General features: G+C 65.2%; 22 protein-coding genes, 1 tRNA gene and 1 pseudogene. 13 read left to right on the top strand and 11 right to left on the bottom strand.

Translation table 11 applies throughout. The features are described from left to right. Nucleotides 1-24: 24 nt before the first annotated feature. A complete protein-coding gene (locus H2052_RS07030; protein WP_293779569.1) occupies nt 25-570 on the bottom strand; it encodes a thiamine phosphate synthase in 546 nt (181 codons plus the stop codon). Between the two features lie 22 nt (nt 571-592). Between H2052_RS07030 and H2052_RS07025 the strand changes: the two genes are divergently transcribed. Further along, a complete protein-coding gene (locus H2052_RS07025) occupies nt 593-1,255 on the top strand; it encodes a YggS family pyridoxal phosphate-dependent enzyme (RefSeq protein WP_293779567.1) in 663 nt (220 codons plus the stop codon). Next, nucleotides 1,209-2,312: a saccharopine dehydrogenase NADP-binding domain-containing protein gene (locus tag H2052_RS07020; RefSeq protein WP_293779565.1), complete on the top strand. Its 1,104-nt coding sequence runs from the start codon at nt 1,209-1,211 to the stop codon at nt 2,310-2,312. The genes H2052_RS07025 and H2052_RS07020 overlap by 47 nt, the downstream gene beginning before the upstream one ends. Nucleotides 2,313-2,321: 9 nt before the next feature. On the opposite strand, the gene H2052_RS07015 is transcribed toward H2052_RS07020, so the two are convergent. From H2052_RS07015 to H2052_RS06995, 5 genes are all read right to left on the bottom strand, one after another. Then, nucleotides 2,322-2,825 (bottom strand): L,D-transpeptidase family protein, encoded by a 504-nt coding sequence (locus H2052_RS07015; RefSeq protein WP_293779563.1) that lies wholly within the window; start codon nt 2,823-2,825, stop codon nt 2,322-2,324. Continuing rightward, nucleotides 2,822-3,871, bottom strand: coding sequence for a GTP cyclohydrolase II (ribA, locus tag H2052_RS07010; RefSeq protein WP_293779561.1), 1,050 nt, complete (start codon nt 3,869-3,871; stop codon nt 2,822-2,824). Before ribA ends, H2052_RS07015 begins: the two co-directional genes overlap by 4 nt. Beyond that, the gene (xth, locus tag H2052_RS07005; RefSeq protein WP_293779559.1) at nt 3,868-4,659 is read right to left on the bottom strand and encodes an exodeoxyribonuclease III; all 792 of its coding nucleotides are present in this window, start codon (nt 4,657-4,659) and stop codon (nt 3,868-3,870) included. Before xth ends, ribA begins: the two co-directional genes overlap by 4 nt. Nucleotides 4,660-4,902: 243 nt before the next feature. After that, nucleotides 4,903-5,505, bottom strand: coding sequence for an outer membrane lipoprotein carrier protein LolA (locus H2052_RS07000; protein WP_293779557.1), 603 nt, complete (start codon nt 5,503-5,505; stop codon nt 4,903-4,905). An 86-nt stretch (nt 5,506-5,591) separates the two neighbouring features. Then, nucleotides 5,592-7,877 carry a DNA translocase FtsK 4TM domain-containing protein gene (locus H2052_RS06995; RefSeq protein ID WP_293779704.1) on the bottom strand — a complete coding sequence of 762 codons (2,286 nt, stop codon included), beginning with the start codon at nt 7,875-7,877 and terminating at the stop codon, nt 5,592-5,594. Nucleotides 7,878-8,251: 374 nt separating this feature from the next. On the opposite strand from H2052_RS06995, the gene H2052_RS06990 reads away from it, so the two are divergent. Beyond that, the gene (locus tag H2052_RS06990) at nt 8,252-9,472 is read left to right on the top strand and encodes a UbiH/UbiF/VisC/COQ6 family ubiquinone biosynthesis hydroxylase (protein ID WP_293779702.1); all 1,221 of its coding nucleotides are present in this window, start codon (nt 8,252-8,254) and stop codon (nt 9,470-9,472) included. On the opposite strand, the gene H2052_RS06985 is transcribed toward H2052_RS06990, so the two are convergent. From H2052_RS06985 to H2052_RS06975, 3 genes are read right to left on the bottom strand one after another with little or no spacing between them, the layout of a single operon-like run. Further along, entirely contained in the window at nt 9,469-9,657 is a 189-nt protein-coding gene (locus H2052_RS06985; protein WP_293779555.1) for a Trm112 family protein, read from the bottom strand. The two genes, H2052_RS06990 and H2052_RS06985, sit on opposite strands and share 4 nt — an antisense overlap. Next, nucleotides 9,654-10,289 (bottom strand): LON peptidase substrate-binding domain-containing protein, encoded by a 636-nt coding sequence (locus H2052_RS06980; RefSeq protein ID WP_293779553.1) that lies wholly within the window; start codon nt 10,287-10,289, stop codon nt 9,654-9,656. The genes H2052_RS06985 and H2052_RS06980 overlap by 4 nt, the downstream gene beginning before the upstream one ends. Beyond that, nucleotides 10,286-11,191 carry a tetratricopeptide repeat protein gene (locus H2052_RS06975; RefSeq protein WP_293779551.1) on the bottom strand — a complete coding sequence of 302 codons (906 nt, stop codon included), beginning with the start codon at nt 11,189-11,191 and terminating at the stop codon, nt 10,286-10,288. The genes H2052_RS06980 and H2052_RS06975 overlap by 4 nt, the downstream gene beginning before the upstream one ends. A gap of 160 nt (nt 11,192-11,351) precedes the next feature. Here H2052_RS06975 and H2052_RS06970 point away from each other — a divergent pair. The 7 genes from H2052_RS06970 (at nt 11,352) to mobF (ending at nt 18,598) form a co-directional block, all read left to right on the top strand. Then, nucleotides 11,352-11,426: transfer RNA gene (locus H2052_RS06970), tRNA-Gly, on the top strand. A gap of 192 nt (nt 11,427-11,618) precedes the next feature. After that, nucleotides 11,619-12,473, top strand: a complete 855-nt coding sequence (locus H2052_RS06965) for a hypothetical protein (protein ID WP_293779549.1) — start codon at nt 11,619-11,621, stop codon at nt 12,471-12,473. Between the two features lie 170 nt (nt 12,474-12,643). Then, nucleotides 12,644-12,817, top strand: a complete 174-nt coding sequence (locus H2052_RS06960) for a helix-turn-helix domain-containing protein (protein WP_293779547.1) — start codon at nt 12,644-12,646, stop codon at nt 12,815-12,817. Nucleotides 12,818-12,879: 62 nt separating this feature from the next. Next, nucleotides 12,880-13,428: a hypothetical protein gene (locus H2052_RS06955; protein WP_293779545.1), complete on the top strand. Its 549-nt coding sequence runs from the start codon at nt 12,880-12,882 to the stop codon at nt 13,426-13,428. Nucleotides 13,429-13,635: 207 nt separating this feature from the next. After that, a complete protein-coding gene (locus tag H2052_RS06950; protein WP_293779543.1) occupies nt 13,636-14,007 on the top strand; it encodes a hypothetical protein in 372 nt (123 codons plus the stop codon). After that, entirely contained in the window at nt 14,004-15,836 is a 1,833-nt protein-coding gene (locus H2052_RS06945) for a type IV secretion system DNA-binding domain-containing protein (RefSeq protein WP_366484316.1), read from the top strand. The genes H2052_RS06950 and H2052_RS06945 overlap by 4 nt, the downstream gene beginning before the upstream one ends. Then, nucleotides 15,836-18,598 (top strand): MobF family relaxase, encoded by a 2,763-nt coding sequence (mobF, locus tag H2052_RS06940; RefSeq protein ID WP_293779541.1) that lies wholly within the window; start codon nt 15,836-15,838, stop codon nt 18,596-18,598. The genes H2052_RS06945 and mobF overlap by 1 nt, the downstream gene beginning before the upstream one ends. Before the next feature lie 81 nt (nt 18,599-18,679). Here mobF and H2052_RS06935 read toward each other — a convergent pair. Continuing rightward, nucleotides 18,680-19,094: pseudogene (locus tag H2052_RS06935) on the bottom strand (helix-turn-helix domain-containing protein). A 68-nt stretch (nt 19,095-19,162) separates the two neighbouring features. Between H2052_RS06935 and H2052_RS06930 the strand changes: the two are divergent. Next, nucleotides 19,163-19,795, top strand: a complete 633-nt coding sequence (locus tag H2052_RS06930) for a cation transporter (RefSeq protein ID WP_293779539.1) — start codon at nt 19,163-19,165, stop codon at nt 19,793-19,795. A gap of 127 nt (nt 19,796-19,922) precedes the next feature. On the opposite strand, the gene H2052_RS06925 is transcribed toward H2052_RS06930, so the two are convergent. Then, the gene (locus H2052_RS06925; protein WP_293779537.1) at nt 19,923-20,174 is read right to left on the bottom strand and encodes a hypothetical protein; all 252 of its coding nucleotides are present in this window, start codon (nt 20,172-20,174) and stop codon (nt 19,923-19,925) included. Nucleotides 20,175-20,383: 209 nt separating this feature from the next. On the opposite strand from H2052_RS06925, the gene H2052_RS06920 reads away from it, so the two are divergent. Then, complete coding sequence (locus tag H2052_RS06920) at nt 20,384-20,578, top strand: hypothetical protein (protein WP_293779535.1); 195 nt, start codon at nt 20,384-20,386, stop codon at nt 20,576-20,578. A 119-nt stretch (nt 20,579-20,697) separates the two neighbouring features. Continuing rightward, the gene (locus H2052_RS06915) at nt 20,698-21,051 is read left to right on the top strand and encodes a hypothetical protein (protein WP_293779533.1); all 354 of its coding nucleotides are present in this window, start codon (nt 20,698-20,700) and stop codon (nt 21,049-21,051) included. The last annotated feature ends 57 nt before the right edge of the window (nt 21,052-21,108 follow it).

The following is a 21,108-nucleotide window of genomic DNA, read 5'->3' as shown; positions in this document are numbered from 1 at the left end:
GGTCTGGGCTGCCAACGGTAAGCCTCAGCTATTCCAGGCGTCGATCGCGCCCCAAGCCTCCGCGCCCAGCGCAAGCATCCGCACATAGCGCTTGCGGTTCATGCCGCCGAGCGCTGCAACGGCGATACCCGCTCCACGTGCCGTCAGCCCGAACCGCACCGCGCCGAGCGCCCGCGCAGCCGGATGCGAGCGGGTTGGGAATACGGGCGAGAGGAATACGAGCTTAGCGCCTGCGCGCTGCGCCCGCACCAACCCGGGACGATCATGTGACGCTGCCGTTATGACGTCACGCGTCGGCCGCCCGCCGTCCGGCATATGCACGCCGGCCGCCCCCACGGCTCGCGCGAGCCGGGCGTTGCCGGCCACCACCAGCATGTGCCCGTATCGCCGCGCGAGCTTTGCCGCGCGCTGGGCAACCCCCGCGCGATCGGCTGCGCCGTAGTGCCGTAGCACGATGCCGCTGCCGCGCGGCAGGCGGCGAATCGCGTCCCACAGCGCCTCCCCCATGCGGGGGTCGGTGAACAGCCAGGTTTCAGGCAGCGGCTTCTGGCGAGAGTGGCGGCGTCGCATCGCCCTCTCTATAGGGAAGCGCATGACCGCTGCCGAGACACTCGCCGACATTCATGCCCGTATCGAAAAGGCCGCGAAGATCGCGGGCCGAAAACCGGATGTAACGCTCGTCGCCGTCTCCAAGACCTTCGGTGCCGAGGATATCCGGCCCCTGCTCGAAGCAGGCCAGCGCGTCTTCGGCGAGAACCGCGTGCAGGAAGCCGCGGCGAAGTGGCCAGCGCTCCGCGATGCGTTTCCGGGCGTCGAACTGCATCTCGTCGGTCAGCTCCAGTCCAACAAGGCAGCCGAGGCCGTTGCATTGTTTGACGTCATCCATTCGCTCGACCGGCCTTCGCTCGTCGCCGCGCTCGCGAAGGCGATGGCCGCGTCCGGGCGCCGCGTGCTCTGCTTCGTTCAGGTGAACGTTGGGGACGAAGCACAGAAGGGCGGCGTCGCCATCGACGGTCTCCCCACGCTTCTGGAGGAAGCGCGCGCAGCGGACATCCCGCTCGCCGGGCTGATGTGCGTACCGCCTGCCGATAAGGAGCCGGCTCCTTATTTCGCGCTTCTCGCCAAGCTTGCGCAGCAGCACGGCCTCACTGGGCTCAGCATGGGCATGTCTTCGGATTTCGAAACGGCCGTGGAACTTGGCGCCACGCATGTGCGTGTCGGTTCGGCGCTGTTCGGAACGCGCGAAACGCATTAGTCTGCCCGACATGGGCGGCGACATCCTCATCTACGGTGCAAACGGCTACACGGGCCGCCTGGTGGTGGAACGCGCGCTCGCACGCGGATTGAAGCCGGTTCTGGCAGGCCGCAATCGTCAGGCGGTCGAAGCGCTCGCCGCCGAAACCGGGCTACCGTCGCGCGTCTTCGATCTCAACGGCGATGTTTCTGGCGAACTTTCGAGCATCGGCACGGTGCTCCATCTTGCCGGGCCGTTCTCGCGTACGTCGGCGCCGATGCTGGCGGCCTGCCTCGCGGCGTGCGCGCATTACATCGACATCACGGGCGAGATCGACGTGTTCGAGGCACTCGCCGCGCGCGATACCGCGGCGAAAGCGGCGGGCATCACCGTGCTCTCCGGGGCGGGGTTTGACGTCGTGCCGTCGGATTGCCTTGCTGCGCACCTGAAGCGCCGTCTGCCCGGTGCGGTCTCGCTCGACCTCGTCATCGGCGGCCTCAACGAGGCGAGCCGGGGGACGACGCGCACGATGCTGGAAGGCATGGCGGCGGGCACGCGCGTGCGGGAGGGAGGCGTCATCGTCGAGCTTTCCGAAGTGCCGCGCGGCACCGCCGATTTCGGGGGCGGCCTCAAACCCACCGTCGGCGTCAGCTGGGGCGATGTCTCGACCGCGTGGCATTCCACCGGCATCCCCGACATCCGCGTTTTCTTCGAAACAAGCCCACCGCTCGAACGCGCGCTCGGGATGCCGCGCCTGCTCAGGGCACTGATCGCCAGCGCGCCGGGCCGCTGGCTTGCGGGCCGCGCGATAGACCGGATGCCGCCCGGCCCCGATGCCGAGGCGCGCGGCCGGGGCCGCAGCGTGCTCGTCGGCCACGCGGCGGATGCCGAAGGAAACCGCGCGGTCAGCCAGCTCGAAACCCCCGAAGGCTACACGCTCACGGCACTCACTGCCGTCGAGATTGCCCGCCGCGTCCACGGCGGCGAGGTCGCGCCTGGTTTCCACACGCCGTCGAGCGCCTTCGGCCCCGATTTCATCCTTGGCTTCAGCGGTGTGAAACGTCGGGATCTTTCGTAGGCAAGCGCCTCAGACGATTTCGATCACGTCGCCCTGCGCAAGCCGCTCCACGATCGCAAGCAGCGTTTCGCGCGGAATTGCCACGCAGCCCTGCGTGAAGTCCTTCGCCGCCGTGCAATGTAGAAAGATCGCACTGCCCATGCCCGGCACCGGCGGCGAGTCGTTGTGGCCGATGACGACGATGAGGTCGTAAAGCCCGTCCTCACGCCACAGGTGCTCCGCCGAGAACGGATGCGGATGCCGCACCGGCCGGTTGTATGCGGGGTCGCGTACATCGTCGGACCAACCGTCGCTGGGGTGCAGCCAGCGCCACGGCAGCCGCGTGTTCGGCGCAGCGAGCTTGTCGGGGCGCGCCAGCAACGCGCGAATGGCGTATGTGCCGCGCGGCGTCATGGCGTCACCTTCGCGCTTCGTCGCCGCGTCCGTCGCGCCCGCTTTGCCGATCAGGCATGGCACGGTCTCACCGAACGCGGTCAGCGTGCGCGCAGCGGTGGTGACGCGGACGGCGTTCACAGCATGTGCCCGGTGCGGTCGCGCTTGGTGCGCAGATACGCCTCGTTGTGTGCGCCCTCGCCGGCCTTGAGCGGCAACCGCTCGGCAACGGCGATGCCTTCGGCTTCCAGTCCGGCGACCTTCGCGGGGTTGTTGGTTAGCAGGCGGATGGTACCGAAGCCGAGTGATTTCAGCATGTTCGCCGCGAGCGCGAATTCGCGCTCGTCGATCTCGAAGCCGAGCCGGAGGTTGGCGTCGACCGTGTCGAAGCCTTGATCCTGCAGCGCATAGGCGCGCAGCTTGTTGATGAGGCCGATGCCGCGCCCCTCCTGCTGCAGGTAGAGCAGGATGCCGCCGCCGGAGTCGGCGATCGCGTGTAGCGCGGCGTGGAGCTGGTCTCCGCAATCGCACTTCAGCGAACCCAGCAGGTCGCCGGTGAGGCACGAGCTGTGCAGACGCACGAGCGGCGTAGTGCCGTAGGGGTCGCCGATCAGCAGCGCGAGATGCTCTGGCCCGCCCGGCAGGCGAAAGGCGACGATCTCGGTCTTCTCGTGCACCTTGATGGGCAGGCGCGCACGGCTCACGAGCTTTAGCGCGCCGGTTTCCGCGAAGTGTTCGATGTCCGCCGCAGTGACGACGTCATCCGCCGCGCCGCCCTTGATCACGAACAGCGCGGGCAGCAGCCCGGCGTGCTTGGCGAGGCTGAGCGCCGCGCGCGCAGCGCGATCGTCGCCACCGAGCGGTGTGCTCCGGAACGGGCCTTTCAGCGGCGTTGCAAGATCAAGCACGGGGTCGGCGACGGCGCGCGCCGTATCGAGATCGAGCCACGGCGTGCGCTCGATCTGCACCGCCTGCATCCCCGCCGCCGCAAGCTGATTGCCGAGGCCGAGGAAGGCCGCGCGCTTGTCCGTCAGCAGCACATTCGCGCGCGCGCTGCCTTCGAACGCCGCGAGCGATTCGGGATCGGCGAGCTCGATGGCGAGCACAGCGATCGCTGCGTCGCCGTCGGTCACCCGCACGGGGTGACCGCGCCGCAGGGCATCGATCGCGCGTTCGGCGCTGCTCAAAGCGCGAACTCGGCGATGAGCGGAATGTGGTCGGAAGGCTTTTCCCAGCTCCGCGCGGGTTCCAGAACGCGGAAGCCCGCGAGCGTTTCCTTCATCGCGGGTGACACCCACACATGGTCGAGCCGCCGCCCGCGGTCGTTCACCGTGTGGTCCTTGTTGCGATAGCTCCACCATGTGTAGAGCCGCTGCGGCGAGGGCACGAGCGTGCGCGCGACGTCGACCCAGTCGTGGCTCTGCATCAGGCCGGTGAGCGCGTCCACTTCGATTGGCGTGTGGCTGACGACATCGAGCAGCGCCTTGTGGCTCCACACGTCGCATTCGAGCGGCGCGATGTTGAAATCGCCGAGGATGATCGTCGGGTCGCGTAGCGTCTCGGACCAGCGCGTCATGCGCTGCACGAAATCCAGCTTCTGTCCGAACTTCGGGTTCAGCGTGCGGTCGGGAATGTCACCGCCCGCGGGCACGTAGACGTTTTCAAGGAGGATGCCATTTGGCAGCCGCACGCCGATGTGCCGTGCCTCGCCATTGTCCTGCCAGTCGAACCGGCGCTCCTCCACAAGCGGCTGCTTTGAAAGGATGGCGACGCCGTGGTGCATCCGCTGGCCGTTCAGGATCACGTGCGGGTAGCCCATGCGCTGGATCGCGGCGAGCGGGAAATCCGTGTTCTGCGCCTTGGTTTCCTGCAGGCAGATGATGTCGGGCGATTCGTCCTTCACCAGCTGCGCGATGATGGGCAGGCGGATGCGGACGGAGTTGATATTCCAGCTGGCGATCTTGAGACGGGACATGGCGAGCGGCTTAGCAAGGCCGGGCGTCTACGCAAAGGCTCAGAAATGCGTAGGCCCCCGCCTTCGGGGTGAAGACGGGGGCCCTTTTTGCGCTCGTCACGCAAGTCGGCGGCGGGTCCGGGCAACAGGGGGCAAATCCCGAACACCAGCCGACTGATGACAATTTAGGGGGCCGATCCTGTCGCTTCAATGAACGGCCAGACGCTTGGTCAGCAAATTTAACCGTTCCGCCCCCGAATCCCGCTATCGGCTGCCGGGGCGGCTGCGCGGGCGCGGATCGCGATAGCGAAAGGCGTTGTCGTCGACCTTCACGTTGAAGGCGATGTTGGAGAGGTCGACGCGCGTGGTGTTGCCCTGCGCATCGAGCACGCGCCAGCCTTTCAGCTCAAGGCCGCCGGGCGCGGTCCGGTCGCGCTCGAAGAAAATGGTGATCACACCATATTCGGGGTGCTTCCGGTCTTTGGCCTCCACGGTTAGCGCCTTTGGCGTCGAGGAGACGATTCGGGCATAGCGGGAAAGGTCGGCCTTGGCATCGAGCAGCACCGAAAGCGGCGTCTGCTTGATCGGATAACGCGAGACCTGGGACACCTGATAGTCGATCATCGTGAGGTTTCGCCCGTCCGCCACAACAAGCAGCGGTACGTCTTTCTGATACTGGAAGCGCACCTTCCCTGGTCGCGCGAGCGTGAGTTTACCGCTCGCCACCGCGCCGCTCTCGGCGGTCTGCCGGAAATCCGCCGTCATCGTCCGCGTCGCCGCAAGGTGCGCGCTCACCTCGGGAATCGAGGCGCCGGCGGGTGCCGAAAGGCCGACGGTGGCGGTAAGGGCAAGAAGGGCTTTTTTCATCACGAGTCCTGATAGCGCCGACGCGAAGGCGCGGCAAATCCGGGCGCATGGTGCCGCACTGCGCTTGAACCGGCGTTGAACCGCCGTCAGATTCGGTTCCCGTCCGGGTCGATCAGCACCTCGCGCCGCCCCACGTGGTCGGGGGTGCCGACGTAGCCGTCCTTCTCCATGCGCTCGATGAGGCGCGCGGCGTTGTTGTAGCCGACGCGGAGCTGCCGCTGGAGGTAGGACGTGGAGGCCTTCTGGCTTTCGGCGACCACCTGGATGGCGCGGCGGTAGAGGCCGGCCTCGGCATCGTCCTCGTCGATCGGCAGGCCGAACTGACCGTCCGAGCCCTCGGGCTCTTCGGTGACGGCAGCGATATATTCGGGGGCGCCCTGCTCGCGCCAGTGGATGGCGACGCGCTCGACCTCCTCGTCGGACACGAACGGTCCATGGACACGCGAGATCTGCTTGCCGCCGGGCATGTAGAGCATGTCGCCCTTGCCGAGCAGCTGCTCGGCGCCCTGCTCGCCGAGGATGGTGCGCGAATCGATCTTGGATGTGACCGAGAAGCTGATGCGCGTCGGCAGGTTCGCCTTGATGACGCCGGTGATGACGTCAACCGAAGGCCGCTGCGTCGCCATGATGAGGTGGATGCCTGCCGCGCGCGCTTTCTGCGCGAGGCGCTGGATCAGGAACTCCACCTCCTTGCCGGCGGTCATCATCAGATCGGCGAGCTCGTCGACGACGACGACGATCAGCGGCAACGTATCGAATTCCAGCGTCTCGGTCTCGTAGATCGGTTGGCCCGTTTCGCTGTCGTAGCCGGTGTGGACGCGCCGCACGAACGGCTCGCCCTTTGCTCGCGCTTCCTTCACCCGCGCGTTGAAGCCGGAAAGCGAGCGGACGTTGACCGACGCCATCATCCGATAGCGGTCCTCCATCTGCTCCACGGCCCATTTCAGTGCGCGGATCGCCTTCGGCGGCTCGGTGACGACGGGCGAAAGCAGATGCGGGATGCCGTCATAGACGGAAAGCTCGAGCATCTTGGGGTCGATCATGATCATTTTGCATTCGCGCGGGCTGAGCCGGTAAAGCAGCGAGAGGATCATGGCGTTGAGGCCCACGGACTTGCCCGAGCCGGTGGTGCCCGCGATGAGCAGGTGCGGCATCGGCGCGAGGTCGGCGACGACGGGATCGCCCGCGATGTCCTTGCCGAGCACGATGGGGAGCGCGGCGGTCTGCGTCTCGAACGCGTCCGAAGAGAGCATTTCCGAAAGCGACACGGTTTCGCGCTTCACATTCGGCAGCTCGATGCCGATGACGTTGCGGCCGGGCACAACGGCGATGCGCGCCGAAAGCGCGGACATCGAACGCGCGATATCGTCGGCAAGGCCGATCACGCGGCTCGCCTTGATGCCTGCGGCGGGCTCAAGCTCGTACATGGTGACGACCGGGCCGGGGCGCACCTCCACGATCTCGCCCTTCACGCCGAAGTCGTCGAGCACCGATTCAAGGAGGCGCGCGTTCTGTTCGAGGCTCGCTGCGTCGATCTTGCGCGCGGCGGGCTTCGGCGGTGGCGAAAGCAGCGACAGCGGCGGCAATTGGAAGGAATCGCGCAGATCAAGCCGCGACTGTTTCTCGCGTGCCTCGCGTTTCGAAGGGGCGGCCTTCTTCTCGGGCGTGACGATGCGCTTGGTCGGCGCGGCGGCTGTTTCCGGCACCGTGTCGTCATCGCGTGGCGTGCTGCGGCGCGGCTGCGCGCGAGGAACGGGGCGCGGCTGCGGTGCTTCGGAACGCTCGTTGCTGCGTTCGGCAAGGCGCGCGCGGAGCGCAGCGATATCTTCGCGGCTGATCCCAAGCGCGTAGAAGAAAAGCGCGATCGCTCCGAGCCCGAGCAGCACGCCGATGGGCGCCATCACGGCGGCGGGGCTCACGTCCGGCGGCAACAGGCCGGCCGCGGCTTCGGGGATGCGGCCGAGCAGGAGCCCGGCAATGCCCCCAGCCCCTGCCGGAAGATCGCCCAGAAGATCGCGCCCCGGCAGCGCCAGCGCGGCCGCGGCGAGCAGCACTGCGCCAAGTGTCGCAGCGAGCTGACGCCGCCAGCCGTCGAGACCGCGCCTCTGGATGAGCCGCACGCCGAGGAGCGCGACGACAGGCACGACAAGCAGGATCGCAAGCCCCGCGAGCTGCAGGAGCAGATCGGAGACATAAGCGCCGGTGTAGCCAAGCCAGTTCTGTGGCGCGGTGATCGTGGCGCGGTTGAACGAGGGATCGGTGCTGTCGTAGCTGGCGAAGGCAAGCGTCAGCGCCAGTGCGATCATCACGAGTACGCCGCCGCCCGCCACGACAGCCGCGCGCTCCAACGCCGCCACCCAGCTTTGCGGCATGATCGCCGTCGATTTGCCTGCTGCCCCGCGCGCCATGACCCTTTGCCGACCCCGTTCAAAATGCAGCCGTTGCGCGGAACATCCCGCGAACATGCCTAAGATTGAGTCCGCGGGGCGCCGGGGTCAAGAAAAAGTCGGCCGGCGGTGAGGCCGGCCGACAGGAACGGTCCTGAAAAATCCAGGTTCCCGAGCGAGCAGAGACGCGAAATGCGTCTCGCCGGAGCCTGTTCAAAATCCGTGCCAAGCGCGAGACGGCGGCATTTCGCAGAATCTGGAATATGGCGTGCCCAATAAATAGGCGTGCAAAAATGCGCGCCCGAAAATTAGGCATACGTCATGCTCTTTCGCACCTTGCGATGTGCGGCTAGGGTCCGATTATGCGGTACACCCACGACACGATCATCATCGGTGGCGGCCTTGTCGGCATGACAACGGCGCTTGCACTCGCGGCCTCCGGCATCCGTTCCGCCGTCGTCGACAGCGCCGATCTCGACGCGACGCTCGCGGCGGGCTTCGACGGTCGCGCCTCGGCGATCGCCAGCGCGACATGGCGGATGCTCGCCGCGCTCGGCCTTGATGCCGAGCTTGAACCGAAAGGCTGCCCGATCCGAGAGATCCGCGTCACGGACGGTCTCTCGCCGCTGCACCTTCATTTCGACGGCACCGGCGACGCGTCCGGCGAACCGCTCGGCTCCATGTTCGAAAACCGCCACCTGCGCATGGCGCTGGTGGCGGCGGGGGCCGCTTCCCCGCACATCGACGTGTACGCCCCCGATGCGGCCGCCACGATCGAACGCGCGGAGGCCGGCGTCACCTTGCGCCTTGCGAGCGGCGGCACACTCTCCGCGCCGCTCATTATCGCTGCGGACGGCCGCCGATCGAAAATCCGCGAGGATGCCGGCATCCGCATCGCGGCGTGGAGCTATCACCAGACCGCGATCGTCGGGATGATCGAGCACGAGGTGCCGCACGGCAATGTCGCGTTCGAGCTGTTCTATCCGGCCGGGCCGTTCGCGGTGCTGCCGATGCTGCCGGGCACGCGCTCGGCGATCGTATGGACCGTGCGTGAGCGCGATGCCGCCGCGACGCTGGCGCTGCCGGAACGCGCCCTGATCGCCGAGATCGACAAGCGCATGGGCGGCTTCCTCGGAAAGGTGCGCCTCGCCGCAAAGCCCAGTTCCTTCCCGCTCGGCTTTCATCACGCCGAACGCTACACGGATCGCCGCCTGATTCTGGTAGGCGACAGCGCGCATGGTATGCACCCCATCGCCGGGCAGGGTCTCAACCTCGGCCTTCGCGATTCCGCCGCGCTCGCCGACGTGCTGGCGGAGGCCGTGCGTCTCGGGCTCGATCTCGGCGATCCGCAGGTGCTTGCGCGCTACCAGCGCTGGCGGGGGTTCGACAGCATGTCGGTGATGGGCGCGACCGATGTGCTCAACAAGCTGTTCGCGATCCCCGGCCGCCCTGCCGCGCTCGTGCGCCGTCTCGGCCTCGCCGGCGTCCATCGCCTGCCGCCGCTCAAGCGCTTCTTCATGGCGGAGGCGCGCGGCGCGTCGGGCGATCTGCCGTCGCTGCTGCGCGGCGATCTGCCCTAACTCTCGTCCTCGCCAAGTTCGCGCGCTTCCTCGATCACCATCACCGGCACGCCGTCGCGCACCGGATAGGCGAGTCCCGCCGCCTTGCTGACGAGCTCCTGGCGTTCGCGATCATAGCTGAGCGGCGCCTTGGTGAGCGGGCAAACAAGGATCGCGAGCAGCCGCGGGTCGACATCGCGGCTCAATGCACCAGCCCCGACCCGTTCTCGGCGCCGGTCTGCGCGAGCGTCATCAGCGCACAAAGCGTTGCGGCGCGGATCGGCACGGTTTTCGCTTCCAGCAGTGCCTGCTTTTCCGCCACGTCGAACGGGCAAACGGCGGCCAGCGTGTTCACCAGCGATTCGTCATCCGCGCCCGAAACCGCTTCCCAGTCAGCCGACAGGTTCTGCGTGTCGAGATAGGTGCGCAGTGTCGTTTCAAGGTCGGAACGCAGCACCGCCGCCATCGGCTGGGGCGCCTGAAAATCCTCCACGAAATCGCGGTAGTCGGCGCGCACCTGCCGATAGGGCGTTGTGACGTCGAGTTCCTCGGCGATGCGAAAGCGCGTGACGCCGGTCAAAACGATCAGCAGCCGGCCGTTTTCGGGGTCGGTGAACTGCGTGATGCGGCCAAGTCCGCCAACCTCGAACAGGTTCCCATCTTCCTTGGGCTGGATCATGCCGATCAGCCGTTCGCCACCCATAGCGGCTTTCACCATGGCGAGGTAGCGCGGCTCGAAGATGTTGAGCGGCAGCTGGCCGCGCGGCAGCACGACCGCGTTTTCCAGCGGAAACACCGGGATCACCTCCGGCAGCGAACTGATCCCGAAACCACTCACGAGAACAGCAGCGCCGAAAGTTTGCGGCGGGCGGCGTTCACCCACGGGTCTTCAAGGCCGATTGCCTCGAACAGCTTCAAAAGCTGCGCGCGCGCCGCATTGTCGTTCCAGCCGGGCTCGCGACGCATCACCTCGAACAGGTGCTCGGCAGCGGCATCGCGTTCGCCGTTCGCGGCGAGCGCGGCGGCAAGCTCCAGCCGCTTCGCGTGGTCGTCCGGGTTCGCGGCAAGCGCGCCTTCCAGCGCGGCGAGCGCGCCGGCGGGAACGCGCTTCTTCGCCATTTCGATCGCGGCGCGCACCTGCGCCAGCCCCGGCGCCTTGCTGTCGGCGGCTACTGTCGCAAGCGCGGCTTCCGCCTCGTCGATCCGGTCGAGCCCGGCGAGCGCGCGGGCAAGCCCGATCGCGTGCGCTTCCTGCTCCGGTTCCTCGGTGCGCAGCGCGGTGTAGATCTGCTCAGCCTGCGCGAAGTCGCCGGCGTCGAGCGCCGCCGCGGCAGCTTCGGCATAGGCGGCAAGCGACTTGTCATGGCCGTCCACCGCTCCGATCGGCAGCTGCGGCAGGATCTGGTCGAGGAAGGCGGCAAGCTCGCGCTCGGTGCGAGCGGGCGTCAGGTCGGCAACCGGCTGGCCCTGGAAGAACGCATAGACGGTGGGGATCGATTGCACGCGGAACTGCGTCGCGATCATCTGGTTCTTGTCGACATCGATCTTCACCAGCTTCACGCCGCGCGCGGCATAGTCCGCCGCGACCTTTTCCAGCACGGGGGCGAGCTGTTTGCACGGGCCGCACCAGTCCGCATAGAAATCGAGGATGACGAGCGACGTCATCGAGGGTTCGATCACGTCGCGCTTGAAGGCCTCGATCGAAGCCCGCTCGGATTCGGGGGTGCTGAGAGTGGCCAAGATGCGTTCCCTTTTCGAAAGACAAAGGTGGGTTCCGGGCGTTCATATGGGAAGTCCGCGCACCCCGTCCAACCCCAATCGCGAATCCGCTTGCGCTTTTCGCTGCGCTCATGCTAGCAGCCGCGACCTCTGGCGGAGCCAAGCCTCCGCGTACGTTCGAGCGGGCGTAGCTCAGGGGTAGAGCACAACCTTGCCAAGGTTGGGGTCGAGGGTTCGAATCCCTTCGCCCGCTCCAGTTTTTCAAGTGATTACAATCGCTTAGACGCCTTCGGCGTGACTCGCGAATCACGTGTCAACTCTCGGGCTACCACCAGGCTACCACGCTCGGAAGCGCAGGTTCCACTGCGTCCCAGCGTTTGATGCTTAAGCAAGTGTTTGTACATGCGCGGCGAACAGGGCAATGTGATCGTCTCGTGAGGGGTAACTCGTGGACGACCGCAAGGACGTATTGCCGCTTCGTATAGTTGCTGCCCGCTTCATAAACATCAATGAGCAAGCGGGTCTCACCGAGCTTGACCGTATTACAGCGGATGCCTCCCGTATTATTCGGAAGAGATACGCCATCTTGTTGGTTGCATTTGCCGTCGCAATTTTGACAACTGGGATTACGCTTATTCCCGGGCTTTTTCTGGTCGCCAGCGAGACGCCTGGCGCCGAAGTTGCTCTTATTGTGGGCTTGGCATGCTTCGCCCTGCTTATGGCTATTCTCGCTTTGTGGCGTTCCTTCCAGTATGGTGGCTTGAAAGCATCTGCGCCGCAGAAGCCTGTTTATGCCGATGCTGATGATCCTGCGGCGCGGAACCTCGAACGCCTGTTTGCCGTCCTTCAGCTCGAATCGACCCCGCGGGCCTTCTATCGCTTGCGCAACGGCACGCGCTGCTATGTGGACGAGCGCTATTTCTTTGGCAGTCTGCGCGCGGCACACGTGTCCAAGAGCAGCACTCTCCGCGACGCGCTGTTCGGGCCCACTGGATTCTGGTTCGCGCGCGAATTGTTTCTGGAAGCCGATATCGATCAACTCATTACAAGCGCGAAGGCCAGACCCAATCGTACGGGGGCTCCGAAAACATATGATTATACGGATGCTGTCATGTCGCTGATCGAACATCCATCCGTCCGGGCTCTCCAGATCGGAAAACGCGGCAACCAAAAGCAGATCGTCGCACTTTTGGAGGACTGGTATCATAGCCGGCGCGGGCCAGCGCCCAGTGAAACCCAGCTGAGCCTCTATGCCAAGCAGATATTGGACGTGATCGCGAAAAATCGCGCCACGAAATCCTAGCCGCCATTCCCGAGGAATGGCGGAAATCCACGACTTCCAATTTTGATTGTTACCGCGTGATCGCCAAATCTGGCGGTCTCCCCACGCATTAGCACACCGATGGAACCACCGGCGCTTAGACGCGAATGATCGGGTCGTCCGCCGCATCGCGGCACCCAACGGAGGCGACCATGGATGAGATCGCATACTCGATAAACCGGACCGCCAGAGCGCTCGGTGTCGGCCGCAGCACCATCTACAAACTCATCAAGACCGGTCAGATCGACGCGCTCAAAATCGGAACGCGGACGCTGATAACGACCGAATCGATTGCTCGGCTTACCGAGGTGCATCGCTCAAGCTGACGCTCGCGTGACGATGCGTAGCCCGCGCCTTTCCCCTCCACATCATCGGCTGAGGTCGAATCGTGTGCGTATTCCGTAAAGCCTTTGGCTGGTTCGGCCGCCTTCTAGGTGCGCCTGAGCGAATCAGTCTGCACTTCATCGCCAATCGGCGCACCGCGGCTTACGTCCGTCCGCTCGTCCGAAAGCTTATCGCCGATGACGACGACGGCGAGACCTACCGCACCGCGCTGATAGACTGGCACCGGGCGGAGCGGCCGCCTCTCGCCCTTTATCACGGAACCACCAGCTTCTGCCGGATCGATGGCCCCAGCCAATGGGTCGGGGATCATCCGTTTCCGCTAGGCGGGCTGATCCTCAGTCCCGGCGTGACCGCGCACCTTGATCCGTTCGAGGCCGAGGCGTTGCACGGTCATATGCAAGGCGCGGTCGAACGGGCCATTCGGGCATGGCTTGCCGATCGCAGTCGCCGTGCCCACCCGGCAGTCCCGGTGGAGTTCGATCGCCGTGAGGCCGACCGCGTCGCGAAGGCGATGATCGCGGCCTGGGCGGCGCGGCAGGAGCGGATAAGCCGACCCGCCGTCGATGATGCGAAAGGCCCGCATCATGTCTGACCCCGTCACGCAAAGGGCAGCGTTGCAGGGCCGCGATGCTGCGCATCGAGCCCGCAATTTGGATACACACCTCACGCACGTGTGCATCCCGCTTTTCCGCCGTTTTTTGAGAGTGCGCCGAGAGTGCGCGCCTTCGGCGGATCGGCAGACCCTCGCATTTGCGCGGCGTTTCACGAGTGCGCGGCGCACTCTGAGCCCGGTAGCGCTATGAAGCCGGTTCAATACACCGTCCGCCTGCCCGCATCGCTCGACAATGCGCTGCGTTCGCTGGCCAGGCAGCAGAACACGAGCGTCTACGCGGCTCTTCAGCTGAGCGTGCAAGCCGGCATTGCGGCGCTCGCCAACCCGCCCGCGCCGGGCACCGACGACCGCGAACTCGTCGCCGAACTGGCATCGCTTGGCACCCGCATCGTGGACGTCGAGCGGATGCTCGACCGCACGCTGTTCACCGCGTGCGCCGCCTACGCCTATGCCCGCAGCGCGGCACTCGGCGCACGCAAGGGCGACGAGGTCATCACCGCCGAGATCAACGCCGCCTATGACCGCCAGCGGCGACTCTCGCAGGAGGGCCGATCGTGACCCATGACCGGCGCATCCATGCCGATGCCGTCCGGCGGCAGCTTCGCGGCAACCACGCCCGGCGCTTCAAGCGCCAAGCCGGTGTCATGCTCGGAGCCATGGCACTGGGCTCAGTCGCCGCACCCTATACGATGCTGGACAGAGACGCTCAGTGGGCGGCGGGCGTCTACGCCTACGTGCGGACGAGCATGTGGGTCGCGGACGGGGCTGTCGCCGATCCCGAGATCAGCGTTACGTATAGGGGAGCGGATTACCGCGTATCCGCACGCGCCGTGGTTGCGAGCCGCCACTACCGCGAGGCAGTAGGTGCCGTGCTGGTCTACGCAGGACGCGGATGCGGGCTGGGCTTTGCCGCCTGGCTGTTCGGCCTCGTCCTCTTGCGCGGTGCCGCTGCGCGGCGGCGCGAGCGCGCGCTTGACGATCGCGTCATCGCCGGAACCCTCGTCACCACAGAGAAGAAGCTGGCGAAGCTCGTGGCCAGAGACGCGCATGCCGATGCCCTGTCGATCGGCAGTGTGCCGATCCCCGCGCCGCTCGAAACCCGCCACATGGCGATGATCGGCACGACAGGTAGCGGCAAGACCACGGCGCTGCGTCAGCTGCTCGACTGCATTGAGGGACGCGGCGACGCCGCGCTCGTCTATGACACCAGCGGTGAGTTCGTCGCGCATTACTACCGACCCGAGCGCGGCGACGTCATCCTGAACCCGTTCGATGCCCGCTGCGCGTTCTGGACGCCCTTCGCGGAGATCGGCCACCCCGCCGACGCCGCGCGCATCGCGCACCAGTTCATCACCGAGACGAACAGCCAGGACCACGACGTGTGGCTGGAGACAGCCCGCATCCTCGTCGCCAACATGATCCGCAAGCTCTGGGAAGAGGGAAACCCCACCCTTACCGCGCTGCTCGGCGCGCTTCAGGTCAAGACCAAGGACGAACTCAAGGTCTGGCTGACCGATACGTCATCGGCGCGGACCTTCGCCGACGATGCCGACCGGGCGACGGGCAGCGTGCTCTTCATGCTCGCCAAGGCCGCCGACCTCATCCAGTTCCTGCGCGCCGAGGACAGCGGCGGGGCGCCGTTCGCGTTCCGCGACTTCATGAGCGGGCTCGATGCGCGCGAGACCCCGCGCCCGTGGATCTTCGTGCCGCGGAAGGAAGACTATTTTGAAGCGTCGAAACCGCTCCTCGCCTGCTGGCTAGAATGCGCGGCGAGCGCCGTGCTGGGGCTCGCGCCCTCTCCTGAGCGGCGCATCTGGTTCGTGCTCGACGAGCTTGCCGACCTCCCCCGCGTCGACAATCTCGCGCGGCTTCTCCCCGAAGGGCGCAAGTTCGGCGCCGCCGTCGTGCTCACCTTTCAGGCGCTCGGGCAGATGCGGCACCGCTACGGGCCGCAGCTCGCCGAGTCGATGCTCGGCTGCTGCAACACCAAGCTGTTTCTGCAAACCATCGACAGCGAGACCCGGCGATGGGCCAGCGAGACCATCGGCACGTGCGATGTCGAAATCCAGACTATGACCGACGCGCTGGCCGATGGCGACGATGAAGCCCGCACCACCCTGGGCCGGATGCGGAAGACACGGCCCGCCGTCCTCGAAAGCGAACTGCGGCTCCCCAAGCATGAAGGCTTCCTGCTGCTGCCGGACGGCCTGCCGGTGGCGCGCGTGAAGCTCACCGCCAATCATGTCGCGCGGCGCGGGCCGCCCCGCCAGCCGGGCTTCGTCGCGGGCGATCCAGGCACGACGCTCTGGCAATCGGGACGCGCAGCGCCCTCCTCGCAGCCCCCGTCCGAGTCCTCGCCATCCCCCACGAGCCAAGGGCCGGTGTGATGGTCGCGTCCGTGTCGGCGCTTACCAGCTCGGCGCAGGCGAGCAGCTACTACGAGGCCGACGACTATTACGCCGAGGGCGGCCTCTCGCCTTCGGAATGGCAGGGCAAGGGCGCCGAGGCGTTGGACCTCTCCGGCGAGGTGGACCGCGACCGGTTCCGCGCGCTTCTGGACGGCAAGGTCGAGGGCGCGCAGCTCGGCACGGTGCGCGGCGGCCAGCTTGAACACCGCCCTGGCTGGGATGTGACCTTGAGCGCGCCGAAGTCGGTGTCGATCATGGCGGAGGTGGCAGGCGACCGGCGGCTGATCGCCGCTCACTACGAAGCGGTCAGGACCGCGATGGCGCATGTCGAGACGCACATGGCCGCGACGCGCGTCCGCAACTGCGGCACTGTCACCCGCGAAGCGACCGGCAATCTCATCATCGCCAGCTTCCAGCACGGCACCAGCCGCGCGCAGGACCCGCAGCTTCATACGCACAACGTCATCATGAACGCGACGCAGGGCGAGGATGGCAGCTGGCGCAGCCTTGAGCCGCGCGCGTTCTACCAGCTTCAGAAGCAGATCGGCGCGATCTACCGGCAGGAACTCGCCTTGAAAGTGCGCGAGCTCGGCTATGAGATCGAGACGGGCAAGGACTCGCTGTTCGAGATCAAGGGCGTGTCCGGCGCGGTGATGGCCGCGTTCAGCACGCGCAGCGCCGAGATCGAAGCGGCCCTTGCCGCGCGCGGGACGTCGCGCAACATCGCGAGCGCGTCGGAAAAGCAGGTCGCGGCGCTCGACACGCGGCAGGCGAAGGTCGCGGCCAATCATGCCGCGCTTGTCGCGGGCTGGCGGGAGACAGCCGACAAGGCAGGGTTCGGTCCGGAAGCACGACTGGCGATGATCCGCGAGGCCAAAGCCACGGCCGCCGATCCTGCCTACCGCCTGCGCCGCGACATGCAGGGCGAGAATGCGGCAGCCCGCGCGATCACCCAGGCCGCCGAGAAGCTCGGCGAACGGCAATCGGTGTTTTCCGTAGCCGCCTTGCATGAGGAAGCCGGACGGGTTGGGCTCGGCAAGGTCAGCTACGCGCAGGTCGGCACGGCCCTCGCGGCGGCGACTGACAAAGGCACGCTGATCGACCGGACCTTTCTGGACCGGCGCGGCGCGGCGTTCGCCGGGTTCACCACTTGCCGGAATGTCGAGACCGAAGCCCGGATGCTGCGCATCGAGGCGGAAGGACGCGGTACCCTTGCCCCGATCGCTTCGCCGCTTGCCGCCGCCAAGGCCGCCGCCCATGCAGCGGCGAAGGCGGAACGCGCGGGGTTTGATTGGAATGCCGACCAGCGCCAAGCCACGGCGCAGCTTCTGAGCAGCCGGAACGGCGTCACTGCCGTGCAGGGCTATGCGGGCACCGCCAAGACCACCACGGTTCTCGCGACCTTCGCGCGCGAGGCCGAGGCGCGCGGCGTATCGGTCATTGCGCTTGCCCCCACCGCATCGGCGGCGATGGTGCTGGGCGAGGCGCTCGGCACGCGCGGCGATACGGTCGCGCGGCACCTTCTGTCACCCGAGCGCTCCCCTCAGGGCCAGCCTGCGGCGTGGATCGTGGACGAGGCTTCGCTCCTCTCGGCCCGCGACACCGCACGGTTGCTCGACCTCGCCGACCGGCACAATGCCCGCGTCCTCCTTGTCGGCGACGTGAAGCAGCTTGGCTCGGTCGAAGCAGGCGCCGCGTTCGCGCAGTTGCAGGACGCCGGTATGGAAACCGCCAGACTCGCCGAGATCGTCCGGCAGACCAATGCGGCGACCAGAGAGGCCGTGCTCGCATCGATCGCCGGAGACGCCAAGGCGGCGCTCGACGCGCTCGATCGGGGCGGCGGGCAGATCATCGAGCGTGCCGACCGCGCCGAACGGTTTGCCGCTATCGCCGAGTCATATGCCGCGCTGGACAAGGCTGGCCGCGCGCGAACGCTTGTCATCGAGCCGTCGCGCGAGGGGCGCGATGCCCTGACCGCCGATATCCGTGCTGCACTGACCGGGTCGGGCGCGCTCACCGGGCCGGCCGTCACGGTGCAGAGCCTCGCAAACAAGGGGCTGACCCGCGCCGAGGCGCGCGATCCCTTGAGCTATGACAAGGGCGATGTCGTCCGGTTTACTCGCGACTATGACGACAAGGGCGTGGCGCGCGGCGAAGCTTACCAGGTGGAGAGCATCGATCCGGCCAAGGCCGCGATCACCTTGAAATCAGAGGACGGACGCGCGGTGGATTGGCGTTTGCGGCAATGGGGTGCTGGCAAGAGCCAGGCATTTGCGCCGCAGTCGCTGGAGCTCAAAGCCGGTGACAGCATTCGGTTCACACGAAACGATCGCGGAGCCGGCCGGGTCAACGGTGGGCGTGGCGTCGTGATCTCCGTGGAAGAGAAGTCCCGCACGGCAACCATCGAGACGTCGAAAGGCAGGACCGAAACGCTGAATCTGGACGCGGCGCGGGACCGGCACATCGCCCACGCCTATGTCGAAACCACCTTTGCCGCTCAGGGCCGCACCGCCGACCATGTCATCGTCCACGCCGACAGCCGGGCCACCAACCTTGTCGATCAGAAGAGCTTCTATGTGGGGATTTCTCGTGCCAAGGCCTCTGCCACCGTGTTCACCAATGATCGCGGAAGACTGGTGTCCGCGATCAGCGAACGGGCGGGACAGATGCAAACTGCCATCGCGCAGGCGGTCGTGCCCTCCCCCGCCGCCGTTAAAGCCAAGGGGGCCGGCATCGGGTAGCAGATGCCGGCCATTGCGACCTCGCTCGGCGCTACCAAGGCAATGACGGCGGCGGAGAGCGAAACTTAGCAGTGATATACGTCATGCGTGATGTACTTCGCAGAAAGCGTGGTCGCCAAGCGCTTCGATGACGCGGCAATCGGCCGCCAGACCGCCCCGACAGTCGCCGATCAGGCGCTTCAGTTCGTCACGAAGTCTGAGCAAATGCTCAATCTTGGTCTCGACCTGCTCAAGATGGCGACTGGCGATGCGGTCGGCTGCCGAACATTCCCGGTCTGGATGGTCCGCCAAGTCAAGAAGCGAGCGAATGTCTTCGATGGTGAAGCCAAGTTCACGCGAATGACGTATGAACGCGAGTCTTGCTCGGTGTGACTCACCCATAGGACCGGTAATTGGCAGGTGTGCGGTCGGGCAAGGGTAAAAGGCCGATCCGCTCATAATAACGGATCGTCTCGACGTTAGTGCCGGTGGTCAGCGAGAGCTTCCCAATTTTCACGACTTGACCCTGTAGTTGCTACAGGGTCCATATAATTGGCCGACTCGAATGAACCAAGGAGTTTGGCGATGGGAAGTACGTGCTGCACCAGTTCGTGCGAAACTGTTCAGTCACATGCCAATCCGGCGTGGAGACGCATCCTTTGGATTGCCCTTACAGCCAACACCCTAATGTTCCTGATCGAAATTGCAGCTGGTGCCGTCTCGGGTTCCCGCTCCCTGCAGGCTGACGCGCTCGATTTTTTGGGTGATGCGGCAAATTACGCGATTAGCCTCGGCGTGACGGGAATGGCATTAGCCTGGCGCGCGCGGACCGCGATGATCAAGGGCTTTACTATATTTACTTTTGCTCTCGGCGTCCTGATTTCGGCCATTTGGGGATTATTCGCTGGAGGCCAGCCCGAACCCTGGATGATGAGCGGCATCGGCGCACTTGCGCTGTTCGTCAACGTAACGGTTGCTCTGATGCTTTACAGGTTTCGGTCAGGCGATGCTAATATGCGTTCCGTTTGGATATGCTCACGTAACGATGCGATCAACAATTTGCTGGTCATTGCAGCAGGTTTCGCCGTGCTTTTGACGGGTAGCGGTCTGCCCGACATCATTGCAGCGTTCATTATTGCCTTTTTGGGCCTGCAAGGCGGTCTGGAAGTCATAAAGCAAGCACGGCGCGAACTTTCCGGCGCGGATGCGGCAACATGACTGCAGTTGATTGCCGTTATGGTCCAGAGCAAATCACTTCGCTTCGCGCTCGCGGTGATGGTGACCGCGCGATCGCCCAGCATATGCTCTGGCGTATGCACATTTCAGAACCATAGTGATGGTGGGACTACCATTGATGATTTGTTTTGAAAAATTGATGCGCTTTGCTAAAAGTTAGTCGATGGGGCGCATTGTTCTTCAGATTCTGGTTCTGTTTTCGGTGTTGTGCGCCGGACTTCACACGCCCGTAGAAGCCCATGACGAGCAGCGTGGTCTTGGAGTGGAATTCGTTCAAGTTGCGGGCGCGCATCATATAGATGACCATGAACAATCCCCGCAGGATGGCGCTACCGACAAATTGCAACCAATCGCGCATCATATCCATTGTCCCATGACGGTGGTAGGTGATGCGAGGGATGCCGCCGAGCTCGCCTTTTTTAGCAGGAAAATTCTCTGGCCGGGAGAAGCCACGGTGCTTCTCTCACTGACGCCGGACCAACCGACGGAACCGCCCCTAGCCTGAAATGCCCCTTCGCTGGGTCGGGAAAATTCCGGCCCGTGATGTGCTACGTTTCAGGAGCTAATCCCATGCTATTGAAAATGGCCGCCGGCTTTTTGGCCGGGACGGTGCTGCATTTGCCAAATGCCGCAAGAGCCGAGCCGATCAGCCTTGAGAAGGCTGTACGGCGTGCACTCGCCACCGGTGATTGGCCGGACCGTCTCGTCAACGCTCCTGACACTGTTGTCGGTCCCGGCACTTTACCTGCCGGTGCATCGACATGAAAAATTTGAGGATTCAGGGCAGAACGACGCGCAAACCCGAAGGAGGGGCCGCGCCGATAACTCCAAAATATGAGAGGCATAGTACGATGCTATCAAGAGCGAGACTTTTCGTAACCGCAATGACAGTCGTTCTCGCAACCGGTGGTTGCGCTTTAGGACCTAAGCTCGAAGTTCCGATTACGCAGAATTTCAGCGAGCCTTACACCATCCAATGGGTCCACGCCTATCGAGGTAAACAGGGTGTTGAAATTTGGGGTAAAGTGCGCCGCGGAAACTACGGTCACACGCATGGTCATATCCACTTGGAAGCCTTGACCAAATCCGGAGAGATCATCGCAAAGACCGATACTTATCTGCCAAAAATGATTAGCCACCCGTTCGTGGGCAAGAGTTTCTACGGCGAGCTCAACGTGAATGACGTAACGGAAGTTTCCCGTCTACTCGTCGAGATCAGAATCAATCCAGACCCCTGAGGAGAGAAGGTTCAGCTTGTCGCGATAGCGACGCCCGGCAACAGATGCGCTGTAGAC

Origin of the sequence: Sphingosinicella sp. (assembly GCF_013911755.1) — a bacterium.
GTDB lineage: Bacteria > Pseudomonadota > Alphaproteobacteria > Sphingomonadales > Sphingomonadaceae > Sphingosinicella.
Note: the sequence above shows the minus strand (reverse complement) of the source record. Positions and strands in the feature narration are given on the sequence as shown.